Below are 23,540 nucleotides of genomic sequence, written 5' to 3'. Positions count from 1 at the left end.
AGAGTATGGGAATTGCACTGGTCACCGGCGCCAGCCGGGGAATTGGCAGGGCCACCGCGCTGCAACTGGCGTGCGAAGGTTATACCGTCGCCGTGAATTTTCATCATAATATCCGCGCGGCAACCGAGGTCGTGCAGGCGATAACGGCCGTGGGCGGCAAGGCTTTTGCCCTGCGCGCTGACATTAGCGACGAGGCGCAGGTCGTGGCGATGTTCGCCGCTATCGATAGTGAAAACGAGCCGCTAACCGCGCTGGTCAATAATGCAGGTATCCTGTTTGAACAAAGCACGGTTGAGTATCTGACCGCTGAGCGGATCAACCGCGTGCTGGCAACTAACGTGACGGGGTATTTTCTCTGCTGTCGTGAAGCGGTTAAACGTATGTCGTTCAGGCACGGAGGCAAAGGCGGGGCGATTGTGAATGTGTCCTCTGCGGCGTCACGGTTAGGCGCACCGGGGGAATATGTGGATTATGCGGCGTCAAAAGGCGCCGTCGATTCCCTTACGACGGGATTATCACTGGAAGTGGCGGCGCAGGGCATCCGCGTCAACTGCGTTCGTCCTGGACTGATTTATACCGATATTCATGCTTCCGGCGGCGAGCCCGGGCGGGTGGATCGGGTGAAGTCAATGCTGCCAATGCAGCGCGGCGGTCAGCCGGAAGAGGTGGCGCAGGCGATCGTCTGGCTATTAAGTGAGAAGGCGTCATACGTGACGGGGAGTTTTCTGGAACTGGCCGGGGGGAAGTAAATCCCACCGCGACCCTGTCCAGGCCGGGTCAGGCGAAGCCGCCACCCGGCGTAAAGGGTTAAAGCTCTTCGCCGTTACTGGCAATCACTTTTTTATACCACTCAAAACTTTTTTTGCGTGAGCGTGACATATCGCCGGTACCGTCGTCGTGTTTGTTAACGTAAATAAAGCCGTAGCGCTTACTGTACTGACCCGTTGTGAACGAGACGCAGTCGATGCAGCCCCACGGGGTGTAACCCATCAGATCCACGCCATCGTAAGTTACCGCTTTGATCATTTCCGCGATGTGGGCGCGCAGGTAGTCGATGCGATAGTCGTCATTAATGCTGCCGTCTTCCTCGACTTTATCGTAAGCGCCAAAGCCGTTTTCGACGATAAACAGCGGTTTCTGATAGCGCTCGTACAGTTCGCAGAGGGAATAACGCAGACCCACCGGATCGATCTGCCAGCCCCAGTCAGAGGCTTTCACGTGCGGGTTCGGCACGCTGCCTTCAAAGCCGGAAATGGCGTCGCCGCTGCCGCCTTCCGCTTTCACCGCGTTGGTCATATAGTAGCTGAAGCCTAAATAGTCGCAGGTGCCTTCACGTAAAATGTCCGTGTCGCCTTCTTCCATGTGAATGGTAAAGCCGCGGCGCGCCCATTCGTTCAGCACGTAAGAAGGATAATATCCGCGTAATTGGACGTCGGTGAAAACATAGCGCTCACGCATCGACTCCTGAGCGAACATCACATCTTCCGGCTTACAGGAGAAGGGATACAGCGCCACCATGGCCAGCATACAACCGACCTTCATTTCCGGGTTGATGCGCCGCGCCGCTTTCACCGCCAGCGCACTGGCGACAAACTGATGATGCAACACCTGATAGAGGGTTTCTTCCGGATTGTCATGCTCGGTATATACCACGCCGGAGCAACAGTAGCCAAACAGCGGCGCGCGCCAGTTACGCTGGTTGTTGATCTCGTTGAAGGTCATCCAGTATTTGACCTTGTGCTTGTAGCGTTCAAACACCACTTCAGCGAAACGAACAAAGAAATCGACCACCTTACGGTTCGTCCAGCCTCCGTATTGCTCTACCAGATGCAGCGGCATTTCAAAGTGGGAGAGGGTGATGACCGGTTCAATGTTGTACTTAAGCAACTCATCGAACATGTCATCGTAAAACTTCAGCCCCTCTTCATTGGGTTGCGTTTCATCGCCCTGTGGAAAAATGCGCGTCCAGGCAATCGATGTGCGAAAACATTTGAAGCCCATTTCGGCAAACAGTTTGATGTCTTCTTTATAGTGACCATAGAAGTCCACTGCGTCGTGATTCGGGTAGTATTTGCCCGGCACCACTTCCCGGGTGATTTCACGCGGTACGCCGTGCGCGCCGCCGGTCAGCACATCACAAATGCTCGGTCCTTTGCCGCCTTTATTCCAGCCGCCTTCCACCTGATGCGCTGCGACTGCGCCGCCCCATAAAAAATCTTTCGGTAAGGTGAGTGTGTTCATCGTCAGGTTATCTCAAATTCATACAAACGGATTTGAGTCTAACAAAGGGAAGGTAAATGTCACGATATAACAAAATAGCGCAGCGGTAATTTGTTACCACCAAAAAACACCCTGTTTTTACGCTAGTTTTTTTGCCAGCTTGCGACCAAGCGTCTCAAGAATATAAATCACCGGAATTTGCGTAGTAATATCGTATACGCCGCCAATACGGGTTTGCGGGACGTGCCAGGAGAGATTAAAGTCGGCCAGTTTTGCCAGGCGCGAATGTTCGTGGCTGGTGACCGACAGGACCTTACACTTATGCAGGCTGAACTGGCTGGCAAAACGCAGGATCTCCTCGGTTTCGCCCGAAACTGAAAGCACAATCGCCAGCGCATTACGCGCCATATCGTTAGTGACCGGAAAATAAGGGTCGTCAATATGGTTACTGAATTTACCCACATTCGAGAAAAAACGCGCGCCGTATTTCGCTAAGGCGCCGGATGTCCCTGCACCGACAAATATAATGCGTTCAGAAGACAATATTATCTCGACGGCCCGATCGAGTAACTGATCAAATTCATCATTATTTACGCCTTTAAAGAAACTAATGATTTCGCTGGCGCCAAAATTTGTCTGTTGCGGTTCATTTTGCTCTACATATAATTTAAAACGTACGCGAAATTCTGAGTAGCCTTCGCAACTGAGTTTGCGGCAGAAGCGTAACACGGTGGTGGTGGAAACCCCTGCCGCGTCGGCCAGCTCGCGGATGGTCATGTAGATCACTTTGTCACGGTTTTTAATGACATAGTTGTAGACCAACATCTCGATATTGTTGAGACTGGCGACGGCGGCGTGGGAGAACATACTCACAATGGCAAAACTCACTCATCTGACTTGATCTTCAGGAAATAATAACATGCAGTCCAATGACATCACTTTTTTTCAGCGCTTCCAGGACGATATTCTGGCAGGCCGGAAAACCATCACCATTCGCGATGCTTCAGAAGCGCACTTTAAAGCAGGCGATGTTCTGCGGGTGGGGCGTTATGAAGATGATGGTTATTTTTGCACGATTAACGTGGTAGGAACGTCGACAGTGACGCTGGACACGCTGACGGAAGAACATGCACGACAGGAAAATATGACGCTTGATGAGCTAAAGCAGGTAATCGCTGACATTTACCCGAATGAGAAGCAGTTTTATGTAATTGATTTTAAATGTGTTTGATTTTACCGAACAGCTGTAAGTTGAAATGGTAAATTCAAGTTATTGATATTTATTGATTAAATTTAAAAGTGGAAATATTTTAGCTAACAGGTGTTCACTGGAACTATTCTCAGTTACGCTAGAGGAGCAATCACGAATATGTTCGTTTCTCCGGAGTAAGCTATGGTTCAAAAGCCATTAATCGCACAGGGATATTCACTGGCAGAGGAAATCGCCAACAGCATCAGTCATGGTATTGGGCTGGTGTTTGGTATTGTCGGCCTGGTGCTGTTACTGGTTCAGGCGGTGGATATGAACGCCAGCGCCACGGCGATTACCAGCTACAGTCTGTATGGCGGCAGTATGATTCTGCTGTTTCTGGCCTCCACGTTGTATCACGCCATCCCACATCAGCGCGCCAAAGTGTGGCTGAAGAAATTCGACCACTGCGCGATCTATCTGTTGATTGCCGGTACTTATACGCCGTTTTTGCTGGTGGGACTGGACTCACCGCTGGCGCGTGGTCTAATGATTGTGATCTGGAGTCTGGCGCTGCTGGGCATTTTGTTCAAGCTGACAATTGCGCACCGGTTTAAGGTGCTGTCGCTGGTGACCTATCTGACGATGGGCTGGCTGTCGTTGATTGTCGTGTATCAACTGGCGATCAAGCTGGCGGCAGGCGGTGTGACGTTGTTGGCAGTCGGCGGCGTGGTCTACTCGCTGGGCGTTATTTTCTACGTATGTAAACGCATACCTTATAACCATGCCATCTGGCACGGCTTTGTACTCGGCGGCAGCGTCTGCCATTTCCTCGCGATTTATCTGTACGTCGGTCAGGCGTAGTTTGTATGCCGGATATCGGTGAGCACCTCATCCGGCTTCTAACCGAGCGGTAGGTCTGGTAAGCGCAGCGCCGTCAGACGCCGCGCCACTGGGTCGGTTTTTACTCCTCCAGCGAATAGGGCAGCGGTTCGATGTGTAGCGTATTGGCATCGTCACGAACGCGGAATACGCTGTCAGCTTCCATGTCGTTGTTCATCACCACCTGCACCAACAGCTGACCATCGTCGAGCTGCGCCGCGGCGAGCACCGTGCCGGTGCGGCGCCAGTTCTCACCCATCTGCAATTCCAGATCGTCACCCGCTTCCGGAACCCGGCTGGCTTTACCGGCCAGATACCACAGCGCGCGCTTATTGGCGCCGCGGAATTTCGCCCGGGCGACCATTTCCTGGCCGGTATAGCAGCCTTTTTTAAAGCTGATGCCGCCCAGCGCCTGAATGTTAGTAGCCTGCGGAATAAACTGCGCGCTGTTTGCCGCGTCAATGACCGGAATACCGGCTTCGATATCCAGCGCCAGCCATTGTTGGCTGTTGTTCAGTTCTGCTTCGCCGCGCAATTTTTCGCTGACGGCTTCCGCGGTTGCGGCATCGGTGATCAACAGAAAACGCTCTGCCGGATGTTCAAACCATAACAGCGTGGTAACGCCATCACGAGCAACCGGCTTTTCGGCGTCCGGCAGTACGCTGAAACTGTTCGCCAGCGCCGCACGCGCCTGAAAACCAGCAACGCCGAGCAGCACGCGCTCGTCATCCGGCGCGATAACCACTTTCGAGAACACGGCATATTTTTTCAGTTCGGTGAGCTGAGCGTCACGCAGACTGCGGCGCTCAATCCAGGCGAAACCGCCGTTGTCTCGGAACAAGCGCAAGTTGCTCCACATTTTGCCTTTAGCATCGCAATGCGCCGCCAGAACATGCTGGTGCTCATCCAGTTGGCTCACGTCGGCAGTGACCTGACCCTGGATATATTTTTCGCTGTCGGCGCCGGTAATGGTAGCCAGCGCCCAGTCATCAAGCGTCATCAGCGTCAGCGGCAAACGCGCGGAGGCTGACGGCTGACGGGGAGGAAATGGAGTAAATGCCATAATAATGTCCTGATTTGCTTAACGCAGTAATAATGACTAATGGTAAAAGAGCCAGTGCCTAATGCAAGCGCTTTACTCATCCCATTTGTGCCTTATTTTTCGCATTGCGAGGCGTCATCCAGAAACAATGAACCCATTGTCTCTTTGTGGTTTTAATTAGCGATCGTGCTTCCGAATACTGATATTCCCGTAAATTATGATGAAAAACACGTTACAATAGCCGGGTCGTTCATTTTCGTAAGACAGGAAGAAGAACATGGATATTAACAACAAAGCACGTATTCACTGGGCATGCCGTCGCGGTATGCGTGAACTCGATATTTCCATCATGCCGTTTTTCGAACATGAATACGATACGTTAAGCGATGATGAAAAACGCATTTTTGTCCGTCTGCTGGAATGCGACGATCCCGATTTATTCAACTGGTTAATGAACCACGGTAAACCAGCGGATGTTGAGCTGGAACAGATGGTACGACTCATCCAGACACGGAATCGGGATCGTGGTCCTGTGGCAATCTGATCTCCGCGTCTCGTGGCGCGCGCAGTGGTTGTCGCTGCTCCTGCATGGGCTGGTGGCCGCGGCGATTTTGTTAATGCCCTGGCCGCTGAGCTACACCCCGCTGTGGATGATTTTACTGTCGCTGGTGGTGTTTGACTGCGTCCGTAGTCAGCGTCGAATAAACGCCTGTCAGGGCGAGGTGAAACTGCTAATGGACGGTCGGCTTCGATGGCAAGGGCGTGAATGGACAATCGTCAGCGCGCCCTGGATCATCAAAACCGGCATGATGTTGCGCCTGCGTTCAGAAAGCGGGAAGCGCCAGCATTTGTGGCTTGCAGCGGACAGCATGGATGAAGCGGAGTGGCGGGATTTATGTCGGCTGATGCTGCAACAGTCAATGCAACGATAACGCTGACGGACAGGCAGAACCCTGTGCCGTCAGACTGAGCTCATTCAGGCGTAGTGTTCCGCCATCTCGCCGAGAATTTGCTCACACCAGGTCTGGATCCGCTCGTCGCTAAGGTCGTACTGGTTGGTTTCATCCAGCGCCAGACCGACAAACAGCTGACCATCGGCAATAACCGGTTTTGGGCTGGTGAACTCATAACCTTCGGTAGGCCAGTAGCCGACGAATTTTACGCCTTTGGTCGCCAGCTTGTCATGCAGCATGCCCAGCGCGTCAAGGAACCATTCGCCGTAGCCTAACTGGTCGCCCATCCCGTAGAGCGCGACAATTTTGCCTTCGAGGTTGAGTGTGTCCAGTTGATCCCAGACGGCTTCCCAGTCCTCCTGAATTTCGCCAAAATCCCAGGTAGGAATACCGAGGATTAACACGTCGTACTGCTCCATCAGGGCAGGCGCGTCGTCTTTCAGGTTATGAAGGGTGACCAGTTCCGGGCCGATGATGTCACGAATTTTCTCCGCGGCCATCTCGGTGTAGCAGGTGCTGGAACCGTAAAAAAGACCCATATTCATCGCGTAAACGTCTCAATATTTGCTTTGATTTTAGGCGTAGTGTACCAGAACCCATACCATTGAGTCATAATGGCGGCTTGCAAAATCAAAGAGGCTGATGTGGAAAAGGATCTCGCGCGCATTGAACACTTTCTTGATGCGCTGTGGCTGGAGAAAAATCTGGCGGAAAATACCCTGAGCGCCTATCGTCGCGATCTCACTATGCTGGTGGAGTGGCTGGCGCACCGTAACGCGTCGCTGGAAACCGCTCAGAGCGACGATCTGCAAGCGCTGCTGGCCGAGCGGATGGACGGTGGCTATAAAGCGACCAGTACGGCGCGACTGCTGAGCGCCGTGCGTCGTCTGTTCCAGTATCTGTATCGGGAAAAGATTCGCGCAGACGATCCGAGCGCGGCGCTGGCATCGCCCAAACTTCCGCAGCGCTTGCCGAAGGATCTTAGCGAAGCGCAAGTTGAGAGATTATTACAGTCGCCGGTGGTTGACCAACCGCTGGAGTTACGCGATAAAGCGATGCTCGAGATTCTGTATGCCACCGGATTGCGTGTTTCTGAACTTGTGGGGCTGACAATGAGTGACATCAGCCTGCGTCAGGGGGTGGTCCGCGTGATTGGCAAAGGCAACAAAGAACGCCTCGTTCCTTTGGGCGAGGAAGCGGTGTACTGGCTGGAGACTTACCTTGAACATGGGCGTCCATGGCTGCTTAACGGCGCCTCCATTGACGTATTGTTTCCCAGCCAGCGCGCGCAGCAGATGACGCGCCAGACCTTCTGGCACCGCATTAAACATTATGCCGTGCTGGCGGGGATCGACAGCGAGAAACTGTCGCCGCACGTTTTGCGTCACGCATTTGCCACGCATTTGCTCAATCATGGCGCTGACCTGCGCGTGGTGCAGATGCTGCTGGGACACAGCGACCTCTCCACCACACAGATTTATACTCACGTCGCGACCGAGCGCTTGCGTCAACTTCATCAACAGCATCACCCCAGAGCGTGATGGCTGAAAGAACAGGAAAAGATATGAAAAAAGGTTTAATGATGTTCACCTTGCTGGCCGCCGCGTTTTCTGGTCTGGCGCAGGCTGACGACGCCGCGATTCGCCAGTCGCTCACCAAACTGGGCGTACAGAGCACCGATATCCAACCCGCACCGGTTGCCGGGATGAAAACGGTGATGACAAACAGCGGCGTACTGTATGTCACCGAAGACGGTAAACACATCATTCAGGGGCCGATGTATGACGTCAGCGGCGCGAGTCCAGTAAACGTGACCAACCAGTTGCTGATGAAGCGCCTGAACGCGCTGGAAAAAGAGATGATCGTCTATAAAGCGCCGCAGGAAAAACACGTTATTACCGTTTTTACTGACATCACCTGCGGCTATTGCCACAAGCTGCATGAAGAGATGAAAGATTACAACGCGCTGGGGATCACTGTGCGTTACCTGGCCTTCCCGCGCCAGGGGCTGGAAAGCCAGGCTGAGCAGGATATGAAATCGATCTGGTGTGCGAAGGACAAAACCAAAGCCTTCGACGAAGCGATGGCAGGTAAGGGCGTGAAAGCGGCAACCTGCGACGTGGATATTGCCGACCATTATGCGCTGGGCGTGCAGTTTGGCGTCAGCGGGACGCCAGCCATTGTGCTGAATAACGGCTATGTGGTTCCCGGCTACCAGGGACCGAAAGAGATGAAGGCGTTCCTCGACGCGCATCAGAAACAGACCAGCGGTAAGTAATTCGCGTGAAACAACAGATACAGCTTCGTCGGCGTGAGGTCGATGAGACGGCGGAACTGCCTTCCGACCTCTCGCCATTGTTGCGCCGCTTGTATGCCAGCCGCGGCGTACGTAGCGCACGGGATCTGGAACGCAGCGTAAAAGGCATGCTGCCCTGGCAGCAGCTAAGCGGCGTCGAAAAAGCAGTGGAGATCCTCTATAACGCGTTTCGCGAGGGGACGCGGATTATCGTGGTCGGCGACTTTGACGCCGATGGCGCGACCAGTACCGCCCTGAGCGTGCTGGGTATGCGCGCCTTGGGTTGCGATAACATCAGCTATCTGGTGCCGAACCGCTTTGAAGATGGCTACGGTCTGAGTCCGGAAGTGGTCGATCAGGCCCACGCTCGCGGCGCACAGCTTATTGTCACTGTTGATAACGGCATCTCCTCTCATGCGGGCGTCGATCACGCCAGCGCGCTGGGGATACCGGTGGTGGTGACCGATCACCATCTCCCGGGCGAGACGCTGCCTGCCGCTCAGGCCATTATCAACCCAAACCTGCGTGACTGCGACTTCCCGTCGAAGTCGCTGGCGGGCGTGGGCGTCGCGTTTTATCTGATGCTCGCGCTGCGCACGTTTTTGCGTGATAAGGGTTGGTTTGACGAACGCGGTATTACGCCGCCGAATCTGGCGGAACTGCTGGATCTCGTGGCGCTCGGCACCGTCGCCGACGTGGTGCCGCTGGACGCCAACAACCGTATTTTGACGTGGCAAGGACTAAGCCGGATTCGCGCCGGGAAGTGTCGGCCAGGGATCAAAGCGTTGCTGGAAGTCTCGAATCGCGACCCGCAAAAGCTGGCCGCCAGCGATCTGGGTTTTGCACTCGGACCGCGTCTGAATGCCGCGGGTCGGCTGGATGATATGTCCGTCGGCGTGGCGTTACTGCTGTGCGACAACATTGGCGAAGCACGCGTGCTGGCGAATGAACTGGACGCGCTAAACCAGACGCGCAAGGAGATCGAACAGGGAATGCAGGCGGAAGCGCTGGCCTTGTGCGAGAAGCTTGAACGCAGTCGCGACGCCCTGCCGGGCGGCCTGGCGATGTACCATCCCGAATGGCATCAGGGGGTGGTCGGGATCCTGGCGTCACGCATTAAAGAGCGCTTTCACCGTCCGGTCATTGCTTTCGCCCCTGCGGGCGACGGTACGCTGAAAGGTTCTGGCCGCTCGATCCAGGGGCTGCATATGCGCGATGCGCTGGAGCGGTTAGATACGCTGCATCCCGGGCTGATGATCAAATTTGGCGGCCATGCGATGGCGGCGGGATTGTCGCTGGAGGAATCGCGGTTTGAGCTGTTTCAGCAACGCTTTGGCGAGCTGGTGACTGACTGGCTGGATCCTTCTCTGCTGCAGGGCGAAGTGGTTTCCGACGGCCCGCTCAGCGCGGCTGAGATGACGATGGAAGTGGCGCAGATGCTGCGCGACGCAGGCCCGTGGGGGCAAATGTTTCCGGAGCCGCTGTTTGACGGGCGTTTTCGTTTGCTCCAGCAGCGTCTGGTGGGGGAACGGCACCTGAAGGTGATGGTGGAGCCGGTTGGCGGCGGGCCGCTGCTGGACGGTATCGCCTTTAACGTCGACACCACCTGCTGGCCGGACAACGGCGTGCGCGAAGTGGAACTGGCCTATAAGCTCGACATCAACGAGTTTCGTGGTAACCGCAGCCTGCAAATTATCATCGACAATATCTGGCCAATTTAGCGTCAGCAATACCTATAAAAAAGAGCGTGGATTCGGTACAATCCCGCTCTTATCACCGCATTTTAACGAGTCCAATAAAAGAAATCAGACCATGTTTGAAATTAACCCGGTAAAAAACCGCATTCAGGACCTCACGGAGCGCTCGGACGTTCTTAGGGGGTATCTTTGACTACGATGCCAAGAAAGAGCGTCTGGAAGAAGTAAACGCCGAGCTGGAACAGCCGGACGTCTGGAACGAACCCGAACGCGCACAGGCGCTGGGTAAAGAACGTTCCTCGCTGGAAGCCATTGTCGACACTCTCGATCAAATGGCTCAGGGTCTGGAAGACGTTTCCGGCCTGCTGGAACTGGCTGTAGAGGCCGACGACGAAGAAACGTTTAACGAAGCCGTAGCTGAACTTGATACGCTGGAAGAAAAACTGGCGCAGCTGGAGTTCCGTCGTATGTTCTCCGGTGAATATGACAGCGCCGACTGTTATCTGGATATCCAGGCCGGTTCCGGCGGTACTGAAGCGCAGGACTGGGCGAGCATGCTGGAGCGTATGTATCTGCGTTGGGCGGAAGCGCGCGGATTCAAGACCGAGATCATTGAAGAGTCTGAAGGGGAAGTGGCCGGTATCAAATCCGTCACCATTAAAATTTCAGGTGAGTACGCCTACGGTTGGCTGCGTACCGAAACCGGCGTTCACCGCCTGGTGCGTAAAAGTCCGTTCGATTCCGGTGGTCGCCGTCACACCTCGTTCAGCTCCGCGTTTGTTTACCCGGAAGTGGACGATGACATTGATATCGAAATCAACCCAGCGGATCTGCGTATTGATGTTTACCGCGCATCCGGCGCGGGTGGTCAGCACGTTAACCGTACTGAATCAGCGGTGCGTATCACCCACATCCCGACCGGGATTGTGACCCAGTGCCAGAACGACCGTTCTCAGCACAAGAACAAAGACCAGGCCATGAAGCAGATGAAAGCAAAGCTTTATGAACTGGAAATGCAAAAGAAAAATGCCGAGAAGCAGGCGATGGAAGACAACAAATCGGACATCGGCTGGGGTAGCCAGATTCGTTCTTACGTCCTTGATGACTCCCGCATTAAAGACTTGCGTACTGGGGTTGAAACCCGTAACACGCAGGCGGTGCTGGACGGCAGCCTGGATCAATTTATCGAAGCAAGTTTGAAAGCAGGGTTATGAGGAACCAACATGTCTGAACAACACGCACAGGGCGCTGACGCGGTAGCCGATCTTAACAATGAACTGAAAACGCGCCGCGAGAAGCTGGCTGGCCTGCGCGAGCAGGGTATCGCCTTCCCGAACGATTTTCGACGCGATCACACCTCAGACCAACTGCACGCTGACTTCGACGCCAAAGAGAACGAAGAGCTGGAAGCGCTGAACGTCGAGGTATCCGTCGCAGGCCGTATGATGACTCGTCGTATCATGGGCAAGGCCTCTTTCGTTACGCTGCAGGACGTCGGTGGACGCATTCAGCTGTATGTCGCCCGTGACGATCTGCCGGAAGGCGTTTATAACGAGCAGTTTAAAAAATGGGACCTGGGCGACATCCTTGGCGCGAAAGGCAAGCTGTTTAAGACCAAAACTGGCGAACTGTCTATTCATTGCACAGAGCTACGCCTGCTGACCAAAGCGCTGCGCCCGCTGCCGGACAAGTTCCACGGTTTGCAGGATCAGGAAGCGCGCTATCGCCAGCGCTATCTGGACCTCATCTCTAACGACGAGTCTCGCAATACCTTCAAAATCCGCTCGCAGATCCTGGCGGGGATTCGTCAGTTCATGGTGGGACGCGGCTTTATGGAGGTTGAAACCCCGATGATGCAGGTGATCCCTGGCGGCGCGTCTGCGCGTCCGTTTATCACCCATCACAACGCGCTGGACCTCGACATGTACCTGCGTATTGCGCCGGAACTGTACCTGAAGCGTCTGGTGGTCGGCGGCTTCGAGCGTGTGTTCGAAATCAACCGCAACTTCCGTAACGAAGGGATTTCTGTACGTCACAACCCAGAGTTCACCATGATGGAACTCTACATGGCGTATGCGGACTATAAAGATCTGATCGAACTGACCGAGTCGCTGTTCCGCACTCTGGCGCAGGACGTTCTGGGCACCACCCAGGTACCTTACGGCGACGACGTGTTCGACTTCGGCAAGCCGTTCGAAAAACTGACCATGCGCGAAGCGATCAAGAAATACCGTCCGGAAACCGAGATGGCCGATCTGGATAACTTCGACTCGGCAAAAGCCATTGCTGAAGCTATCGGCATTAAGGTTGAGAAAAGCTGGGGCCTGGGCCGAATCGTGACCGAGATTTTCGAAGAAGTGGCGGAAGCGCATCTGATTCAGCCGACCTTTATTACCGAGTACCCGGCGGAAGTGTCGCCGCTGGCGCGTCGCAACGATGTGAACCCGGAAATCACCGATCGTTTTGAGTTCTTTATCGGTGGACGTGAGATCGGTAACGGATTTAGCGAGCTGAATGACGCAGAAGATCAGGCGCAACGCTTCCAGGATCAGGTTGACGCGAAAGCGGCGGGCGATGACGAAGCGATGTTCTTCGACGAAGATTACGTGACGGCGCTGGAACACGGCCTGCCGCCAACGGCGGGTCTGGGTATCGGTATCGACCGTATGGTCATGCTGTTTACCAACAGCCATACTATTCGTGACGTGATCCTGTTCCCGGCGATGCGTCCGGTTAAGTAAGCATTGAGTTGCCGGATGGCGATTTTGCCTTATCCGGCCTGCGGCATTTGTTCTGTAGGCCGGGTAAGCGTTACGCCATTCGATAACCTTTAGCGCTGGCAGTATTCCCGAAGCAAATGACGCGCTGCGCTGTTTGACGCCTGCATTACCATCCACGGACTGAACGCCCACGGCGTGGCGTCAATGGATGCCAGTATGCTCTCCAGATCGCACCATTGATATTCCATCACTTCATCACTGTTTACCGCCATGTCGCCGACTACCTGCGCGGCGTAGACCGGGCACACTTCATTTTCGACGATCCCGTTCGGGTCGGCGGCGCGATAACGAAAATCAGGATAAACCGGCGTAAGACGGCTGATTTGCGCGCCCAGTTCAAAGCGGCAACGACGAACAATCGCCTCCTCTGTGCTTTCGCCCTGCTGAGGATGACCACATACGGAATTCGTCCATACGCCTGGCCACGCCTTTTTCAGTAACGAACGGCGAGTGACCAGAAATCGCCCGTCGGTATTAAACAGCCAGGAAGAAAACGCGAGGTGCAGTGGGGTGTGAGCGGTATGGGCGGCGTATTTTTCCAGCGTGCCGGAAGGAATATCCTGCGCATCCAGTAAAATGACATGTTCCCCGGTCATGAAAACTCCTGAAAAGCGATAACGATTCGGCAATGCGCTGAACCTTGTATTCAGAGAACCAGAGTAGCGCAGAATTGCGGGTTAAGTATTACCAAAACACGCCCCGGCAGCCAGAAATATAAGACAATAATGGTCTCGATTGTTCTGTCCTTACGCAATAAATTTGGCATCGGCCTTATGGCTGCTATGATAAAGCGTCTGATTATTTTGCGAGGACGTGTTTTGAGCGCAGGACGCCTGAAGAGAAATGGTCTGGGTATGGCGATGCTGCTGTGTGTGGGATTGCTGCTTGCGGGCTGTTCAGGAAATAAATCATCCGGATCTGGATCGTATTCTGGCGCCGTTTACACCGTTAAACGGGGGGATACGCTTTACCGTATATCACGTTCGACGGGGACCAGCGTTAAAGAGCTGGCGCGCCTGAACGGTATTTCGCCGCCTTATACCATCGAAGTGGGGCAGAAACTCAGGCTTGGCGGTTCGAAAAAGGCTTCCGCCAAAACGAGTAAAAAATCGACCAGCAAAACGGCAGCCGTCAGACCGTCTTCTTCCGTACCCCAGTCATCCTGGCCGCCTGTTGGACAGCGCTGCTGGCGTTGGCCTGCCAGCGGGAAAGTAATATTGCCTTACTCAACGGCTGACGGAGGCAATAAAGGAATTGATATTGCCGCCGCCCGTGGCACGCCCGTTTACGCCGCAGGCGCAGGGAAGGTGGTGTACGTCGGTAACCAACTGCGCGGGTACGGTAATCTCATTATGATCAAGCACAGTGAAGATTACATTACCGCCTATGCGCACAACGACACAATGCTGGTCAATAACGGGCAGAGCGTGAAGGCCGGGCAGAAGATTGCCACAATGGGCAGTACTGACGCGGCGTCGGTGCGACTGCATTTCCAGATCCGCTATCGCGCCACGGCCATCGATCCGCTGCGCTATCTGCCGCCGCAGGGTAGCCCGCCGAAATGCTGACGGCGAATTAATCGCCAGTCAGCAGATTGTCCCTTGCCAACAAGAGCGTAAGGTTTATAATGCTTTACGCTCATCTAAGCGGGCGTAGTTCAATGGTAGAACGAGAGCTTCCCAAGCTCTATACGAGGGTTCGATTCCCTTCGCCCGCTCCAGTCTCAGTTCCCTTTGCCTTAAAAAATCAGATCGGCCATTTATAACGATTCCGGACGTAACCACGGAGTGATTGTCACACCTGTCAATAAGCCCTCCGGACTCAGTAAACGGGTCACGGTCTGGCCCCAGGGTTCCAGCCGCCCGGCGATTAACAGTTGATAACCTTTTTTCATCAGGATATCCGTCGCCCTTTCGATATCTTTTACTTCAAACTCGATCCATCCCTGAGGAACCGGGATATCGTCCGGCCATTCTTCTGTACCAAAACAGGACAGCGCAGCCTGAGACAAAGGCCAGAGAGCAAAATGCTTTACACCCTCTAAGCCATCAACGTCCGTCAGCATATATTCCTTATTACCCTCGAGATGCTTTAAAGGTAAGCGGAGAGTATCCTTGTAAAACGCTTTACTGATATCAGTATCGCGTGTCACTGGTCCAAAGCCTGCTACAAACATTACATCGATTTCATTAAAAGCCGGTGTCATAGTATTCTCCTGAAGCCGTTTGATGCATTATCGAGACTGTTGAAGCTTAAAACGGGTGGATTCGTAGTAAACAAATACGATTCGCCCGGCCTCACGCCATACGTCAATCCGGTCTCTCGCAAGCGCAATTGACTGTGGTGGGGCGGTTCTTCTCTGATGCTGCCAGCCGATCACGTCAGTCAGTAAAAGAAGAAGAGTTTCATCTCGTTCAATTCCAGTGTTTCCCCCACAGGGTTCTGTCATGGTACGAAAGAGGGGCGAAAAACGGGTCATGCATATGACGGGCAAACCGGAAGGCGGTTTCCGCTGATACGGCATGTACCCCAGCCATCTGACAACGAAGACCGAGAAATGATCTTTCTTCATATGTTAAGGACGACGTTATGTGGACATTGTGCTGAAGAAAGTGTCACAGAATAGCTCTTTAAACATCGTCATTGTCAGACAATAAACTAAACAATTCCCAAAAAAAGATGATTTCTGGTAAGAAAGTGAACGCGAAGGATAAATCTTGTGGGAGATGAAGGGCGCGGATTTGTCGCACGCAAAAAAGCGCACGCTTGCGGAATAACGTGCGCCTTGTATTGGGTCTGACAACGGAGGAGCGGCAGAATATCAACTCACCTGCCTGCACCTGCTCCGGGAGTCGGTACGGTCATCGCTTACTTGCGAAGAAAAGCCAAAATATCAGCATTAATGACATCCGCATGGGTGGTGTGCATCCCGTGTGGATAGCCCGGATAAATACGCAGTTCACTGTTGCTCAACAATTTATCCTGCATAAGTGCGGCGGTCTTATAGGGCACAACCTGGTCGTCATCGCCCTGCATCACCAGTACCGGAAGCGTGATGGCTTTGAGGTCTTCCGTTTGGTCTGTTTCAGAGAATGCCTTGATGCCTTCGTAATGGGCTTTTGCGCTTCCCATCATGCCCTGGCGCCACCAGTTCTGAATAGTGCCCTGGGAAATGTCAGCCCCTTCACGGTTGAAGCCGTAAAAAGGACCGGAGGCCACATCAAGATAGAACTGGGCACGATTCGCGGCCAGCGCTTTACGGAATCCGTCGAATACTTCTACAGGCGTGCCCTCCGGGTTCGCCGCTGTTTTTACCATTAACGGCGGTACCGCACTGATCAGCACCGCTTTCGCCACGCGTCCCTGGGGTTGTCCGAAGCGCGCGACATAGCGGGCAACCTGCCCGCCGCCGGTTGAGTGACCGATATGAATCGCATTTTTCAGATCCAGATGTTCAACAACGGCATTAACATCAGCAGCATAATGATCCATATCATGCCCTTCACTGACCTGATCTGATCGACCATGACCGCGACGGTCAATGGCAATGACGCGGTAACCTTGTCCCAGGAAGAACAACATCTGATTATCCCAGTCATCGGCGCTAAGTGGCCAACCGTGATGAAACACGATGGGCTGGGCTGTTTTATCTCCCCAATCTTTATAAAAGATCTTTACACTGTCGTCTGTCGTTACAAATGCCATGAGGTCACTCCTGTAGTGATATTCCACAAGATTATAGGACACAGCCCATAATCCGACAGGCGGGCTTTATCGATTCACCGTCTGTCTCTAACGGGGAAAACGCTACGCCCCCATCGCCAGGCTGTACAATAGGAGATGTCAATAGAACGGATAAGCGACACCGTGCGGTAACCCCTGGTGTTTTGCGTGATAATAACGGGTAACTGTCTGTTTACTCAGTAAGATAACGGCGAGAGTCGGCATTCAGCTTATGACGGTGATTGCCGCGCAGAGGCATACGGTTACGAAAAGAGAGCTTGTGGAGAGGAGAGAAACGGAGAGCCTGTGGTGTTTATTTTTGCTAAAGCAACAGAAAATATTACCCCTTGAAAATACAAGGGGCAACAGATTAATTATAGTTATTTGATATTTTTCGTACTTTATTGGTTTTTTATACGCTAAGTGCTTCTAACATTCTGTACCCGGGACGCTAAATGTAAGATAATCCCGTGTGGATTTATCCCTGGTGTTGCGTTGGTCTTTGACCCCCTGACCAGTTAGCATTGCGAGTGCTGTTGGTCAGGTATTTTTTAAGTATAAGGAAGACCCGACATAAAAAAAAGCTGTCCTAAAAGACAGGGGATAATAATTTCAGTGTGTGATTATCAGGAATAACTGGATGAACTCTGTTGTTGAGTTTTTTTTGCATGATTACGATGAATTGCCGCCAGGATTTGCCTCCGAACTCTACCGGCTCAGACGAAGAACATTTCGCGAGCGGCTCGACTGGAAAGTCGAATGCATTAACGGCATGGAAAAGGATCAATTTGACAACGAAAAAACGACTTACCTGCTGGGCATGCATGACGGGCAATTACTTTGCGGCGCGCGATTTATCGATGCGACCCAGCCGACAATGATCAGCGAAATATTCCATGATTACTTTGACGATATTAGTCTTCCTACCGATATTCCCTGCTGTGAAGTCAGCCGACTGTTTTTAGATAAAGAACGACGCGACAACGGAAATTTGCGCAGTATGCCCACCAGTAAGGCGCTGTTTCTGGCAATGATCGTTTACTGTATGAAGAAACAATATCGGGGAATGTATGCTGTTGCCAGCCGCGGCATGTATGCCATTTTTCGTCATGCGAACTGGAAAGTAGAGGTTATTCAGCAGGGACTTTCTGAGAAAGGGGAAACAATCTATTATATTTTTATGCCTGCCAGCGTAAGCGCCGTGGAAGACATCATTCGCAAAGACAAGAACAGCGACTGGCTTCGTGAAATGCTCCAGCAACTGCTTCGTATATAACGGGCGCCGGGGCTCAGTTGTCGAGCAATCTGAGCTCCATCCCCAGTTTTACCGCATGTCTGGCGTTGTTCACCCCGAGTTTTTTCATTGCGTTGCTCATATGGAATTTCACGGTGCGTTCCGTAATGGACAAAATAACCGACACCTCGGCGTATGTTTTTCCGGCGCTAACCCATTTAAGAATTTGCCGTTCACGTGGCGACAAGAAAACGTTCTTTTTCTGATCCACTTTACTATAGAGATTGAGCGTCTTCTGATGCAACTGAATAAGAAAGTGCATAAAATGTGAACGATTTTTTTCCATGTCCACGCCGGAATCTTCCTGGCTGATGATGGATAACACCACCAGATTATTCAGGTAGTCATGCAGTGGAAATGTCTGCCCCTGGTAGATGTTATGTTCAGAACTTTCGTTGAAAATGCGCGTCAGGTTGTATCCGCCAGACAAGATGACCTTGTTCTCCCAAAAGAAATCTTCCACACAGCGTAAAGCCCGAATAATAACAGGGTCTATAAACTGATATTTTCTTTCCAGGTAGGTGTCGAACCATGCCGGATTATTATTAATTATCCGCATCTGTGAAGGGTCTTTCTTGTTCATTATCGCGTAGGCGTAGATGATACCGTTGTAGTCCTCAAAGAACTTATTCAGCTCATTCTGGATTAACGCATTGATCCTTGTATCGTTGTAATACGTATCCTTCACGTCAGTTACTGCCTCTGGGATGAATGGGTGGATAAGTATAGTCTGCTTTGTTAGCCTTCAAAAAGATAGAGAATGCATCAATATTGTTTATCTCGCCTCTTTGCCCAAGACAAAATCGCTTTGCGGTCTGCGAGGCCAGGGAATATTCTCAGTTGACATGATGGCGGTGCAGTGAAAACCACACCGCCTGTTTCAGGTTATCGGGCAATCAGAGCGAACACGCCCCAGCCAAAATATTCCCGGCTATAGGTGACATGACGCTTAGGGGCGACAGTCAGTTCCGCCCGGACCTCCTGCGCGAAATCATCATGGGGGTTTTCCGCCAGCCAGCGACGCAGGGTCAGCCACTTCGCGGCTTCGTACCTGTCCCAGCCTTCCTGGTCCGCCAGCACCATTTCCACAATGTCGTACCCTCTTGCGTCGAAAGAGGCGACAAGGTCGGGCAGGGTGAGGAGATCGGCCACGCTGCCCACGCCGCAGGCGACAGCCACCTCGTCCGATACAGGGTCCTTACGCCAGTAGGGTTCGCCAATGAGCATGATCCCGCCGGGCTTGAGACTTTTTGCCAGCAGGTCAATCGTCCCGGCGACACCGCCCGCGATCCAGGTGGCGCCGACACAGGCCGCCACATCGCATTTTTCGTCGGCAACGTAACCGGATGCGTCGTTATGAATAAATTTCACGCTCTCGCTGACGCCAAGTTCCGCTGCGCGCAGCTTTGCCTGTGCGGTGAAGAGTGGGCTCATGTCAATGCCGAGGCCGGTAATGCCATGATCACGCGCCCAGGTACAGAGCATCTCGCCTGAACCGCTGCCGAGATCGAGAATGTGCGTGCCCGCAGTCATACGTAATACGCGACCTAACGTGGCGTACTTTTCTGCTGTAAACGGATTATGAATGCGATGCTCGCTTTCGCTAATCGTAAAAATACGTGGGATATCCATTAGTTAATTCCTTGTATGTCATGCATATTCGGTGAAACGTTCGCCGTCGCGTGTGCTTTTTCTGCCAGCAACGCAAAAAGTTTGTCCGCGAAGGTCTCGCTGACTGGCCAGTCGGCGCCGGCAGGTCGCTGAAGCACGTTCAAACCTGCGTCAGCAAGCAGGTTGAGGTACTCCTCATCACGCCAGGCCTTCATTTGATTACCGAAACGGGTCGTCCGACCTGTTTCTTCAATTGCCCAGAACAGGGTTGAGCTGGTCCGTGTCTCTTCATCCCAGTCATTTTCTGTCAACAGAAGATGAGGATCGGCAAGAAACAGTCCCTGCGGGCAACGCTGCCAGCTTGCAGGGGCCATGCCCTGACGTTTCACCTCGTCGAAGGTGTGTACTTCCACGAGGAGTTTTCCGCCCGGCGTAAGCCAGCGCGCGCACTGACCGATGAGGTGGGTTGCGTCTGCGGCATTAAAGACATTCAGTTCCCCAAACGTCATCATGATGAAATCGAACGATTGTTGCGGGCGATATGCCCGGACATCCTGCTGAACATAATCAATCTTCAGCCCCTCGGCTTGCGCCTGTTGACGAGCCCATTCGATAGAAGCCGGCGAGAAATCCACGCCGGTACAGCTAAAGCCGCGTTCGGCCAGCAAACGGGTGTAAAAACCGGGGCCGCAACCAAGGTCCAGAATGCGTGCGCCTGAGGGGAGCTGACGGGCAATCCACGCAACCTGTTGTTCAATCACCGACAGTCTGCGGCTGGCCCAGTCATGTTCCTGGGACAGATGGTTTTCCAGCATGCGCTGGCTAAAGGCGGGTTCATCCCAGGGGATTTTGCCTTCATCAGGTGAAAGTCGAATGCGTCCTGAAGCGACAATAACAGCGCTGATATTCATCATCCTCTCCTTAGCGATTATCAGGCTGGGCGCGAACGTGGTTCAGCCCGGTGGTGTTGATGCGGTAAGGCTGACCGTTGACGGACTTGATCAGCTTTTTGGTTTTGAGTTTTTTGAAGACGGCGAGCGTACAGTCGGCGAGCAACAACCCTTCGCGGCTGTAGCATTCAACAGAGGTAACGCGGCCAGAAGTATCGCGGACGTGCGTAATACGTCCACCTTTAGCGAGAACGTGTAGGGTACGTTGTTCCTGACGGGATAAATTCATACTGGAAAACCTGTTTAATCATCATGTGCAAAACGTGCAAACACACAGCGGTGTCCGCATTCTATTTCGGCGCATTGATAATCAGTCCGGCCTGAAAGGTCGGGGAGCTGATTATCAGATGATTACATTCTCCAGCATCAAAGCCTCGGGTGACGTTGAAAGGTATTTACGGAGTGAATGTTAACACAGGTTTTTTGTGCGGCTATAGCGAATCCTTTAAAGTGTGATCTCAGCGCGAAACCGCTCAGGCGTTAGCCTGTGCAAACATGTCATTCGCTCCAGGATCCCATGCGGTACCATCATGAATATTGATTGAACGCATATACCCGATGATGACCGCTTTGCTAGTCTCGGCGTATCGCTTTGCCAAAGAAAGGGAGTGGCATTGGACATCTTTTTTTAACCCACTGAAAAATATCAAATAAATATTTTTCGTACACAAAGACATGGTTCGTTCAATACGGATCCGAATTTGTACGGGTTAAAAAAGGTACGTTATGAAAGTCACATGGACTGTCACCCCTGTTGGGCACCAGCGCATTGCAAAACGCTGCCCGTCATGCAACATCAAACGAGAGTTTACGCCCGCCGGGGCATTCAGAATCAATTCGCAAAAAAAGAGACTGGACGTCTGGAGTATTTATAAATGTACGCATTGCGAATGTACGTGGAATATCGCTCTGTTTTCGCGGCTCAATGTCAACAAATTAGATCCTGAGCTTTATCGCCGTTTCCTGCTCAATGATGCGGATACGGTTGAAAACTTTGCGCATAACAAAGCGATTCTTAAGCGGAACAATGCGAGGCCGTCGGGCAAACCTGATTTTCATATTCAGGAGCAGTGGCCGGTCAGTATTTTCCCTCGACAATGGGTCAGCGTTTGTATCCGGATCCCCCGTGCTTTTCAGGTTAACTTGCTGGCCATTCTGAAAAAGCAGCTCATGCTGAGTTCAGCAGAAATTTATAAGCGAGTCGATTCAGGAGAGATAAGCGGGGTGACGAAGAAGATGCTTAAATCAAGGAAGGGGGCATTGGCGGTATATCACATTCACATGCCTCTGGAAACGGTGTATGCCCGCCGCAGAATCGATTTGACGCGTCGTTAACAGGCAGAAGCTCACCTTATGACAATCGTCGCCAGGATGACCCGCGCGCGGATAGGCTGAAAAAGAGGTGGGCTTCATTAATATCATCATGAAAAGGCGGCTATCTCCTTTCGGAGATAGCTCAGCATCCATACTGATTTACGTTGTATTGCCATGGGCTTTCCTCACGCCGTTGATAGCGAAGAAAATCGGCAAAAGGCACTGGCGGCAGGAAGTAATAGCCTTGCAGAAAATGAATGTGATTGTTGACCAGCCAGCGGTGTTGGTACTCATGCTCAACCCCTTCAGCGACCGTGCGTAAACCCAGAATGTTGGCAAGGTGAATAATTGACTCCAGCATCGGAACCCGCTGTTCGCCATCCTTAATATTATTGATAAATGTTTTATCAATTTTGATAATGTCCAGCTCCAGCTCGTTCAGATAGTAAAGATTCGCATAACCGGTGCCGAAGTCGTCGAGGGCGAACAGTACACCGCGGTTTCGCAGAGAGCGGATGAGTTCTTTAATGGCCGGGGTAATATTCAACGCCTGGTCTTCAGTGATCTCAATCATCAGCTTTATGGGTAAATGTTGGGTTTGCTCCAGAAAATTGAGGCATTCCCAGTAGAAAACAGGGTTGCTTAAGCCGGAAGGACCAATATTAAAAGCGATAAGCAGCTCATTTTTGATGATTCTCTTTGCGGAGATCAGATCGCGGGCGACGGTCGCCATCAGATAGCTGGTCAATTCGAAGATCAGACCGCTGTTGATCGCTAAAGGAATAAACTCTTTTTGCGAAATAGCGTAGTGGTGCCCCTGTGGCCAGCGAGCCAGGATTTCCACACCGCACATATCGCCATTCTGATTAACGATCGGCTGGTAGTAGGGGATGATCTCTTCCTCCACAATAGCCATGCTCAGCCTGCTGGCGTTCAGTTCGTCATAATCAAGACATTGCGCGTTGCCCGGCGAGTCTGTGAAGCCGTTCAATAAGCCGTTTCGGGATAAAAAGATAACTGACTCATTGAAACAACGAAAACCCAGTCGGGCGTTAATTTTATCCCGATACCGGTACAGCGCTTTCGGACTCACAGCATTCGCGACGCAAAAATTATTCAATTCCCCTCGGCTAAAAGAGGCATTGAGCATTTCTTTTTCAAAATGCGTTAAGCGGAAATGGGCAACCGATAGATTTTCGAGACTAAAGGTGGATTCATGGCTCGCTAATGCCTTCTTATGTAATGCATTTATCACGCTATTCACACCCAGTTTCGCATCTATAGTGTCGACATTTTCATAACCGCGATGAAAGCAGTCATGCTTACTCATCTTTAGGACAATACTGTGTATGTGGTTAAATAAGCTGCTGTTTTGTTGGATCCACTTGTTGACGAAAAATAAAGGCAGTCTGTTGTCGATGATCAACAAACAGGACTGATATTGCGGTAAGTGTTGCTGTCTTTCATTGGTTACTGACTGAACATCAACCAGTACTAAATTAGGTAACCAGGACTTAATTCCAGAAAAAAGACAGATGTCATAACTTAACAGGAAAATTTTTTTAGTATTCATAGCTATTACCAGCGTG

Annotated in this window: 23 protein-coding genes, 1 tRNA gene and 1 pseudogene; 14 read left to right on the top strand and 11 right to left on the bottom strand. The window is 52.3% G+C overall.

Going from position 1 to position 23,540, the window contains the following annotated elements; translation table 11 throughout:
- Positions 1-5: 5 nt before the first annotated feature.
- Positions 6-749: an SDR family oxidoreductase gene (locus OOJ60_RS07400; RefSeq protein WP_205612323.1), complete on the top strand. Its 744-nt coding sequence runs from the start codon at positions 6-8 to the stop codon at positions 747-749.
- Positions 750-807: 58 nt separating this feature from the next.
- Here OOJ60_RS07400 and OOJ60_RS07395 read toward each other — a convergent pair whose 3' ends face one another.
- Both OOJ60_RS07395 and OOJ60_RS07390 read right to left on the bottom strand, forming a co-directional pair.
- A complete protein-coding gene (locus OOJ60_RS07395) occupies positions 808-2,241 on the bottom strand; it encodes a 6-phospho-beta-glucosidase (RefSeq protein ID WP_205612322.1) in 1,434 nt (477 codons plus the stop codon).
- A gap of 117 nt (positions 2,242-2,358) precedes the next feature.
- Positions 2,359-3,087 carry a MurR/RpiR family transcriptional regulator gene (locus OOJ60_RS07390; protein WP_060569471.1) on the bottom strand — a complete coding sequence of 243 codons (729 nt, stop codon included), beginning with the start codon at positions 3,085-3,087 and terminating at the stop codon, positions 2,359-2,361.
- 52 nt (positions 3,088-3,139) lie between these two features.
- Between OOJ60_RS07390 and yqfB the strand changes: the two genes are divergently transcribed.
- Positions 3,140-3,451 carry a N(4)-acetylcytidine aminohydrolase gene (gene yqfB, locus OOJ60_RS07385; protein ID WP_042292149.1) on the top strand — a complete coding sequence of 104 codons (312 nt, stop codon included), beginning with the start codon at positions 3,140-3,142 and terminating at the stop codon, positions 3,449-3,451.
- 162 nt (positions 3,452-3,613) lie between these two features.
- Complete coding sequence (gene trhA / locus OOJ60_RS07380) at positions 3,614-4,273, top strand: PAQR family membrane homeostasis protein TrhA (protein ID WP_060569470.1); 660 nt, start codon at positions 3,614-3,616, stop codon at positions 4,271-4,273.
- A gap of 100 nt (positions 4,274-4,373) precedes the next feature.
- On the opposite strand, the gene ygfZ is transcribed toward trhA, so the two are convergent.
- Positions 4,374-5,354 carry a tRNA-modifying protein YgfZ gene (ygfZ, locus tag OOJ60_RS07375; protein ID WP_042292142.1) on the bottom strand — a complete coding sequence of 327 codons (981 nt, stop codon included), beginning with the start codon at positions 5,352-5,354 and terminating at the stop codon, positions 4,374-4,376.
- Positions 5,355-5,610: 256 nt separating this feature from the next.
- On the opposite strand from ygfZ, the gene sdhE reads away from it, so the two are divergent.
- Together sdhE and OOJ60_RS07365 are read left to right on the top strand one after the other, a co-directional pair.
- On the top strand, positions 5,611-5,877 hold the full coding sequence (sdhE, locus tag OOJ60_RS07370) for an FAD assembly factor SdhE (protein WP_042292140.1): 267 nt from the start codon (positions 5,611-5,613) through the stop codon (positions 5,875-5,877).
- Positions 5,858-6,265 (top strand): protein YgfX, encoded by a 408-nt coding sequence (locus OOJ60_RS07365; RefSeq protein ID WP_042292137.1) that lies wholly within the window; start codon positions 5,858-5,860, stop codon positions 6,263-6,265. Before sdhE ends, OOJ60_RS07365 begins: the two co-directional genes overlap by 20 nt.
- A 44-nt stretch (positions 6,266-6,309) precedes the next feature.
- Here the strand turns inward: OOJ60_RS07365 and fldB are convergent, their stop codons facing one another.
- A complete protein-coding gene (gene fldB / locus OOJ60_RS07360) occupies positions 6,310-6,831 on the bottom strand; it encodes a flavodoxin FldB (RefSeq protein ID WP_042292135.1) in 522 nt (173 codons plus the stop codon).
- A gap of 99 nt (positions 6,832-6,930) precedes the next feature.
- Between fldB and xerD the strand changes: the two genes are divergently transcribed.
- The 5 genes from xerD to lysS all read left to right on the top strand — a co-directional run bounded on the left by xerD (position 6,931) and on the right by lysS (position 13,020).
- A complete protein-coding gene (gene xerD, locus OOJ60_RS07355; RefSeq protein ID WP_042292373.1) occupies positions 6,931-7,827 on the top strand; it encodes a site-specific tyrosine recombinase XerD in 897 nt (298 codons plus the stop codon).
- A gap of 23 nt (positions 7,828-7,850) precedes the next feature.
- On the top strand, positions 7,851-8,564 hold the full coding sequence (gene dsbC / locus OOJ60_RS07350; protein WP_181822565.1) for a bifunctional protein-disulfide isomerase/oxidoreductase DsbC: 714 nt from the start codon (positions 7,851-7,853) through the stop codon (positions 8,562-8,564).
- Between the two features lie 5 nt (positions 8,565-8,569).
- Positions 8,570-10,303 (top strand): single-stranded-DNA-specific exonuclease RecJ, encoded by a 1,734-nt coding sequence (gene recJ / locus OOJ60_RS07345; RefSeq protein ID WP_060569467.1) that lies wholly within the window; start codon positions 8,570-8,572, stop codon positions 10,301-10,303.
- A gap of 91 nt (positions 10,304-10,394) precedes the next feature.
- A protein-coding gene (gene prfB, locus OOJ60_RS07340; RefSeq protein WP_120714868.1) for a peptide chain release factor 2 occupies positions 10,395-11,493 on the top strand; the annotation gives its coding sequence in 2 pieces (ribosomal slippage) (positions 10,395-10,469 and positions 10,471-11,493; 1,098 coding nt in all).
- 9 nt (positions 11,494-11,502) lie between these two features.
- On the top strand, positions 11,503-13,020 hold the full coding sequence (gene lysS, locus OOJ60_RS07335; RefSeq protein WP_042292124.1) for a lysine--tRNA ligase: 1,518 nt from the start codon (positions 11,503-11,505) through the stop codon (positions 13,018-13,020).
- Between the two features lie 89 nt (positions 13,021-13,109).
- Here the strand turns inward: lysS and idi are convergent, their stop codons facing one another.
- Complete coding sequence (gene idi, locus OOJ60_RS07330) at positions 13,110-13,655, bottom strand: isopentenyl-diphosphate Delta-isomerase (protein WP_042292121.1); 546 nt, start codon at positions 13,653-13,655, stop codon at positions 13,110-13,112.
- 222 nt (positions 13,656-13,877) lie between these two features.
- Between idi and actS the strand changes: the two genes are divergently transcribed.
- The gene (gene actS / locus OOJ60_RS07325; RefSeq protein ID WP_042292370.1) at positions 13,878-14,627 is read left to right on the top strand and encodes an amidase activator ActS; all 750 of its coding nucleotides are present in this window, start codon (positions 13,878-13,880) and stop codon (positions 14,625-14,627) included.
- Positions 14,628-14,705: 78 nt separating this feature from the next.
- A tRNA-Gly gene (locus OOJ60_RS07320) sits at positions 14,706-14,779 on the top strand.
- A 39-nt stretch (positions 14,780-14,818) separates the two neighbouring features.
- Here the strand turns inward: OOJ60_RS07320 and OOJ60_RS07315 are convergent.
- Together OOJ60_RS07315 and OOJ60_RS07310 are read right to left on the bottom strand one after the other, a co-directional pair.
- Positions 14,819-15,265: a glyoxalase gene (locus tag OOJ60_RS07315; RefSeq protein ID WP_200035468.1), complete on the bottom strand. Its 447-nt coding sequence runs from the start codon at positions 15,263-15,265 to the stop codon at positions 14,819-14,821.
- A 662-nt stretch (positions 15,266-15,927) separates the two neighbouring features.
- Positions 15,928-16,764, bottom strand: coding sequence for an alpha/beta fold hydrolase (locus OOJ60_RS07310; protein WP_042292117.1), 837 nt, complete (start codon positions 16,762-16,764; stop codon positions 15,928-15,930).
- Positions 16,765-17,422: 658 nt separating this feature from the next.
- On the opposite strand from OOJ60_RS07310, the gene OOJ60_RS07305 reads away from it, so the two are divergent.
- Positions 17,423-18,058, top strand: coding sequence for an acyl-homoserine-lactone synthase (locus OOJ60_RS07305; protein ID WP_200035467.1), 636 nt, complete (start codon positions 17,423-17,425; stop codon positions 18,056-18,058).
- A 13-nt stretch (positions 18,059-18,071) separates the two neighbouring features.
- Here OOJ60_RS07305 and OOJ60_RS07300 read toward each other — a convergent pair whose 3' ends face one another.
- The 3 genes and pseudogenes from OOJ60_RS07300 to OOJ60_RS07290 all read right to left on the bottom strand — a co-directional run bounded on the left by OOJ60_RS07300 (position 18,072) and on the right by OOJ60_RS07290 (position 20,866).
- Positions 18,072-18,764, bottom strand: a complete 693-nt coding sequence (locus OOJ60_RS07300) for a helix-turn-helix transcriptional regulator (protein WP_205612321.1) — start codon at positions 18,762-18,764, stop codon at positions 18,072-18,074.
- Positions 18,765-18,961: 197 nt separating this feature from the next.
- A pseudogene (locus OOJ60_RS07295) lies at positions 18,962-20,601 on the bottom strand (methyltransferase domain-containing protein).
- Positions 20,602-20,608: 7 nt separating this feature from the next.
- Positions 20,609-20,866, bottom strand: coding sequence for a YjhX family toxin (locus OOJ60_RS07290; RefSeq protein ID WP_042292105.1), 258 nt, complete (start codon positions 20,864-20,866; stop codon positions 20,609-20,611).
- Between the two features lie 497 nt (positions 20,867-21,363).
- Between OOJ60_RS07290 and OOJ60_RS07285 the strand changes: the two genes are divergently transcribed.
- Positions 21,364-21,972 carry a DUF1062 domain-containing protein gene (locus OOJ60_RS07285; RefSeq protein WP_200035465.1) on the top strand — a complete coding sequence of 203 codons (609 nt, stop codon included), beginning with the start codon at positions 21,364-21,366 and terminating at the stop codon, positions 21,970-21,972.
- Positions 21,973-22,093: 121 nt separating this feature from the next.
- Here the strand turns inward: OOJ60_RS07285 and OOJ60_RS07280 are convergent, their stop codons facing one another.
- A complete protein-coding gene (locus OOJ60_RS07280; protein WP_200035464.1) occupies positions 22,094-23,524 on the bottom strand; it encodes an EAL domain-containing protein in 1,431 nt (476 codons plus the stop codon).
- Positions 23,525-23,540: the final 16 nt, after the last annotated feature.

This window comes from Citrobacter sp. R4, from assembly GCF_026719175.1.
In the GTDB taxonomy this organism is placed as follows: Bacteria; Pseudomonadota; Gammaproteobacteria; order Enterobacterales; family Enterobacteriaceae; genus Citrobacter_A; species Citrobacter_A sedlakii.
The sequence above is the reverse complement of the archived record's forward strand: the minus strand, read 5'-3'. Positions and strand labels throughout refer to the sequence as shown.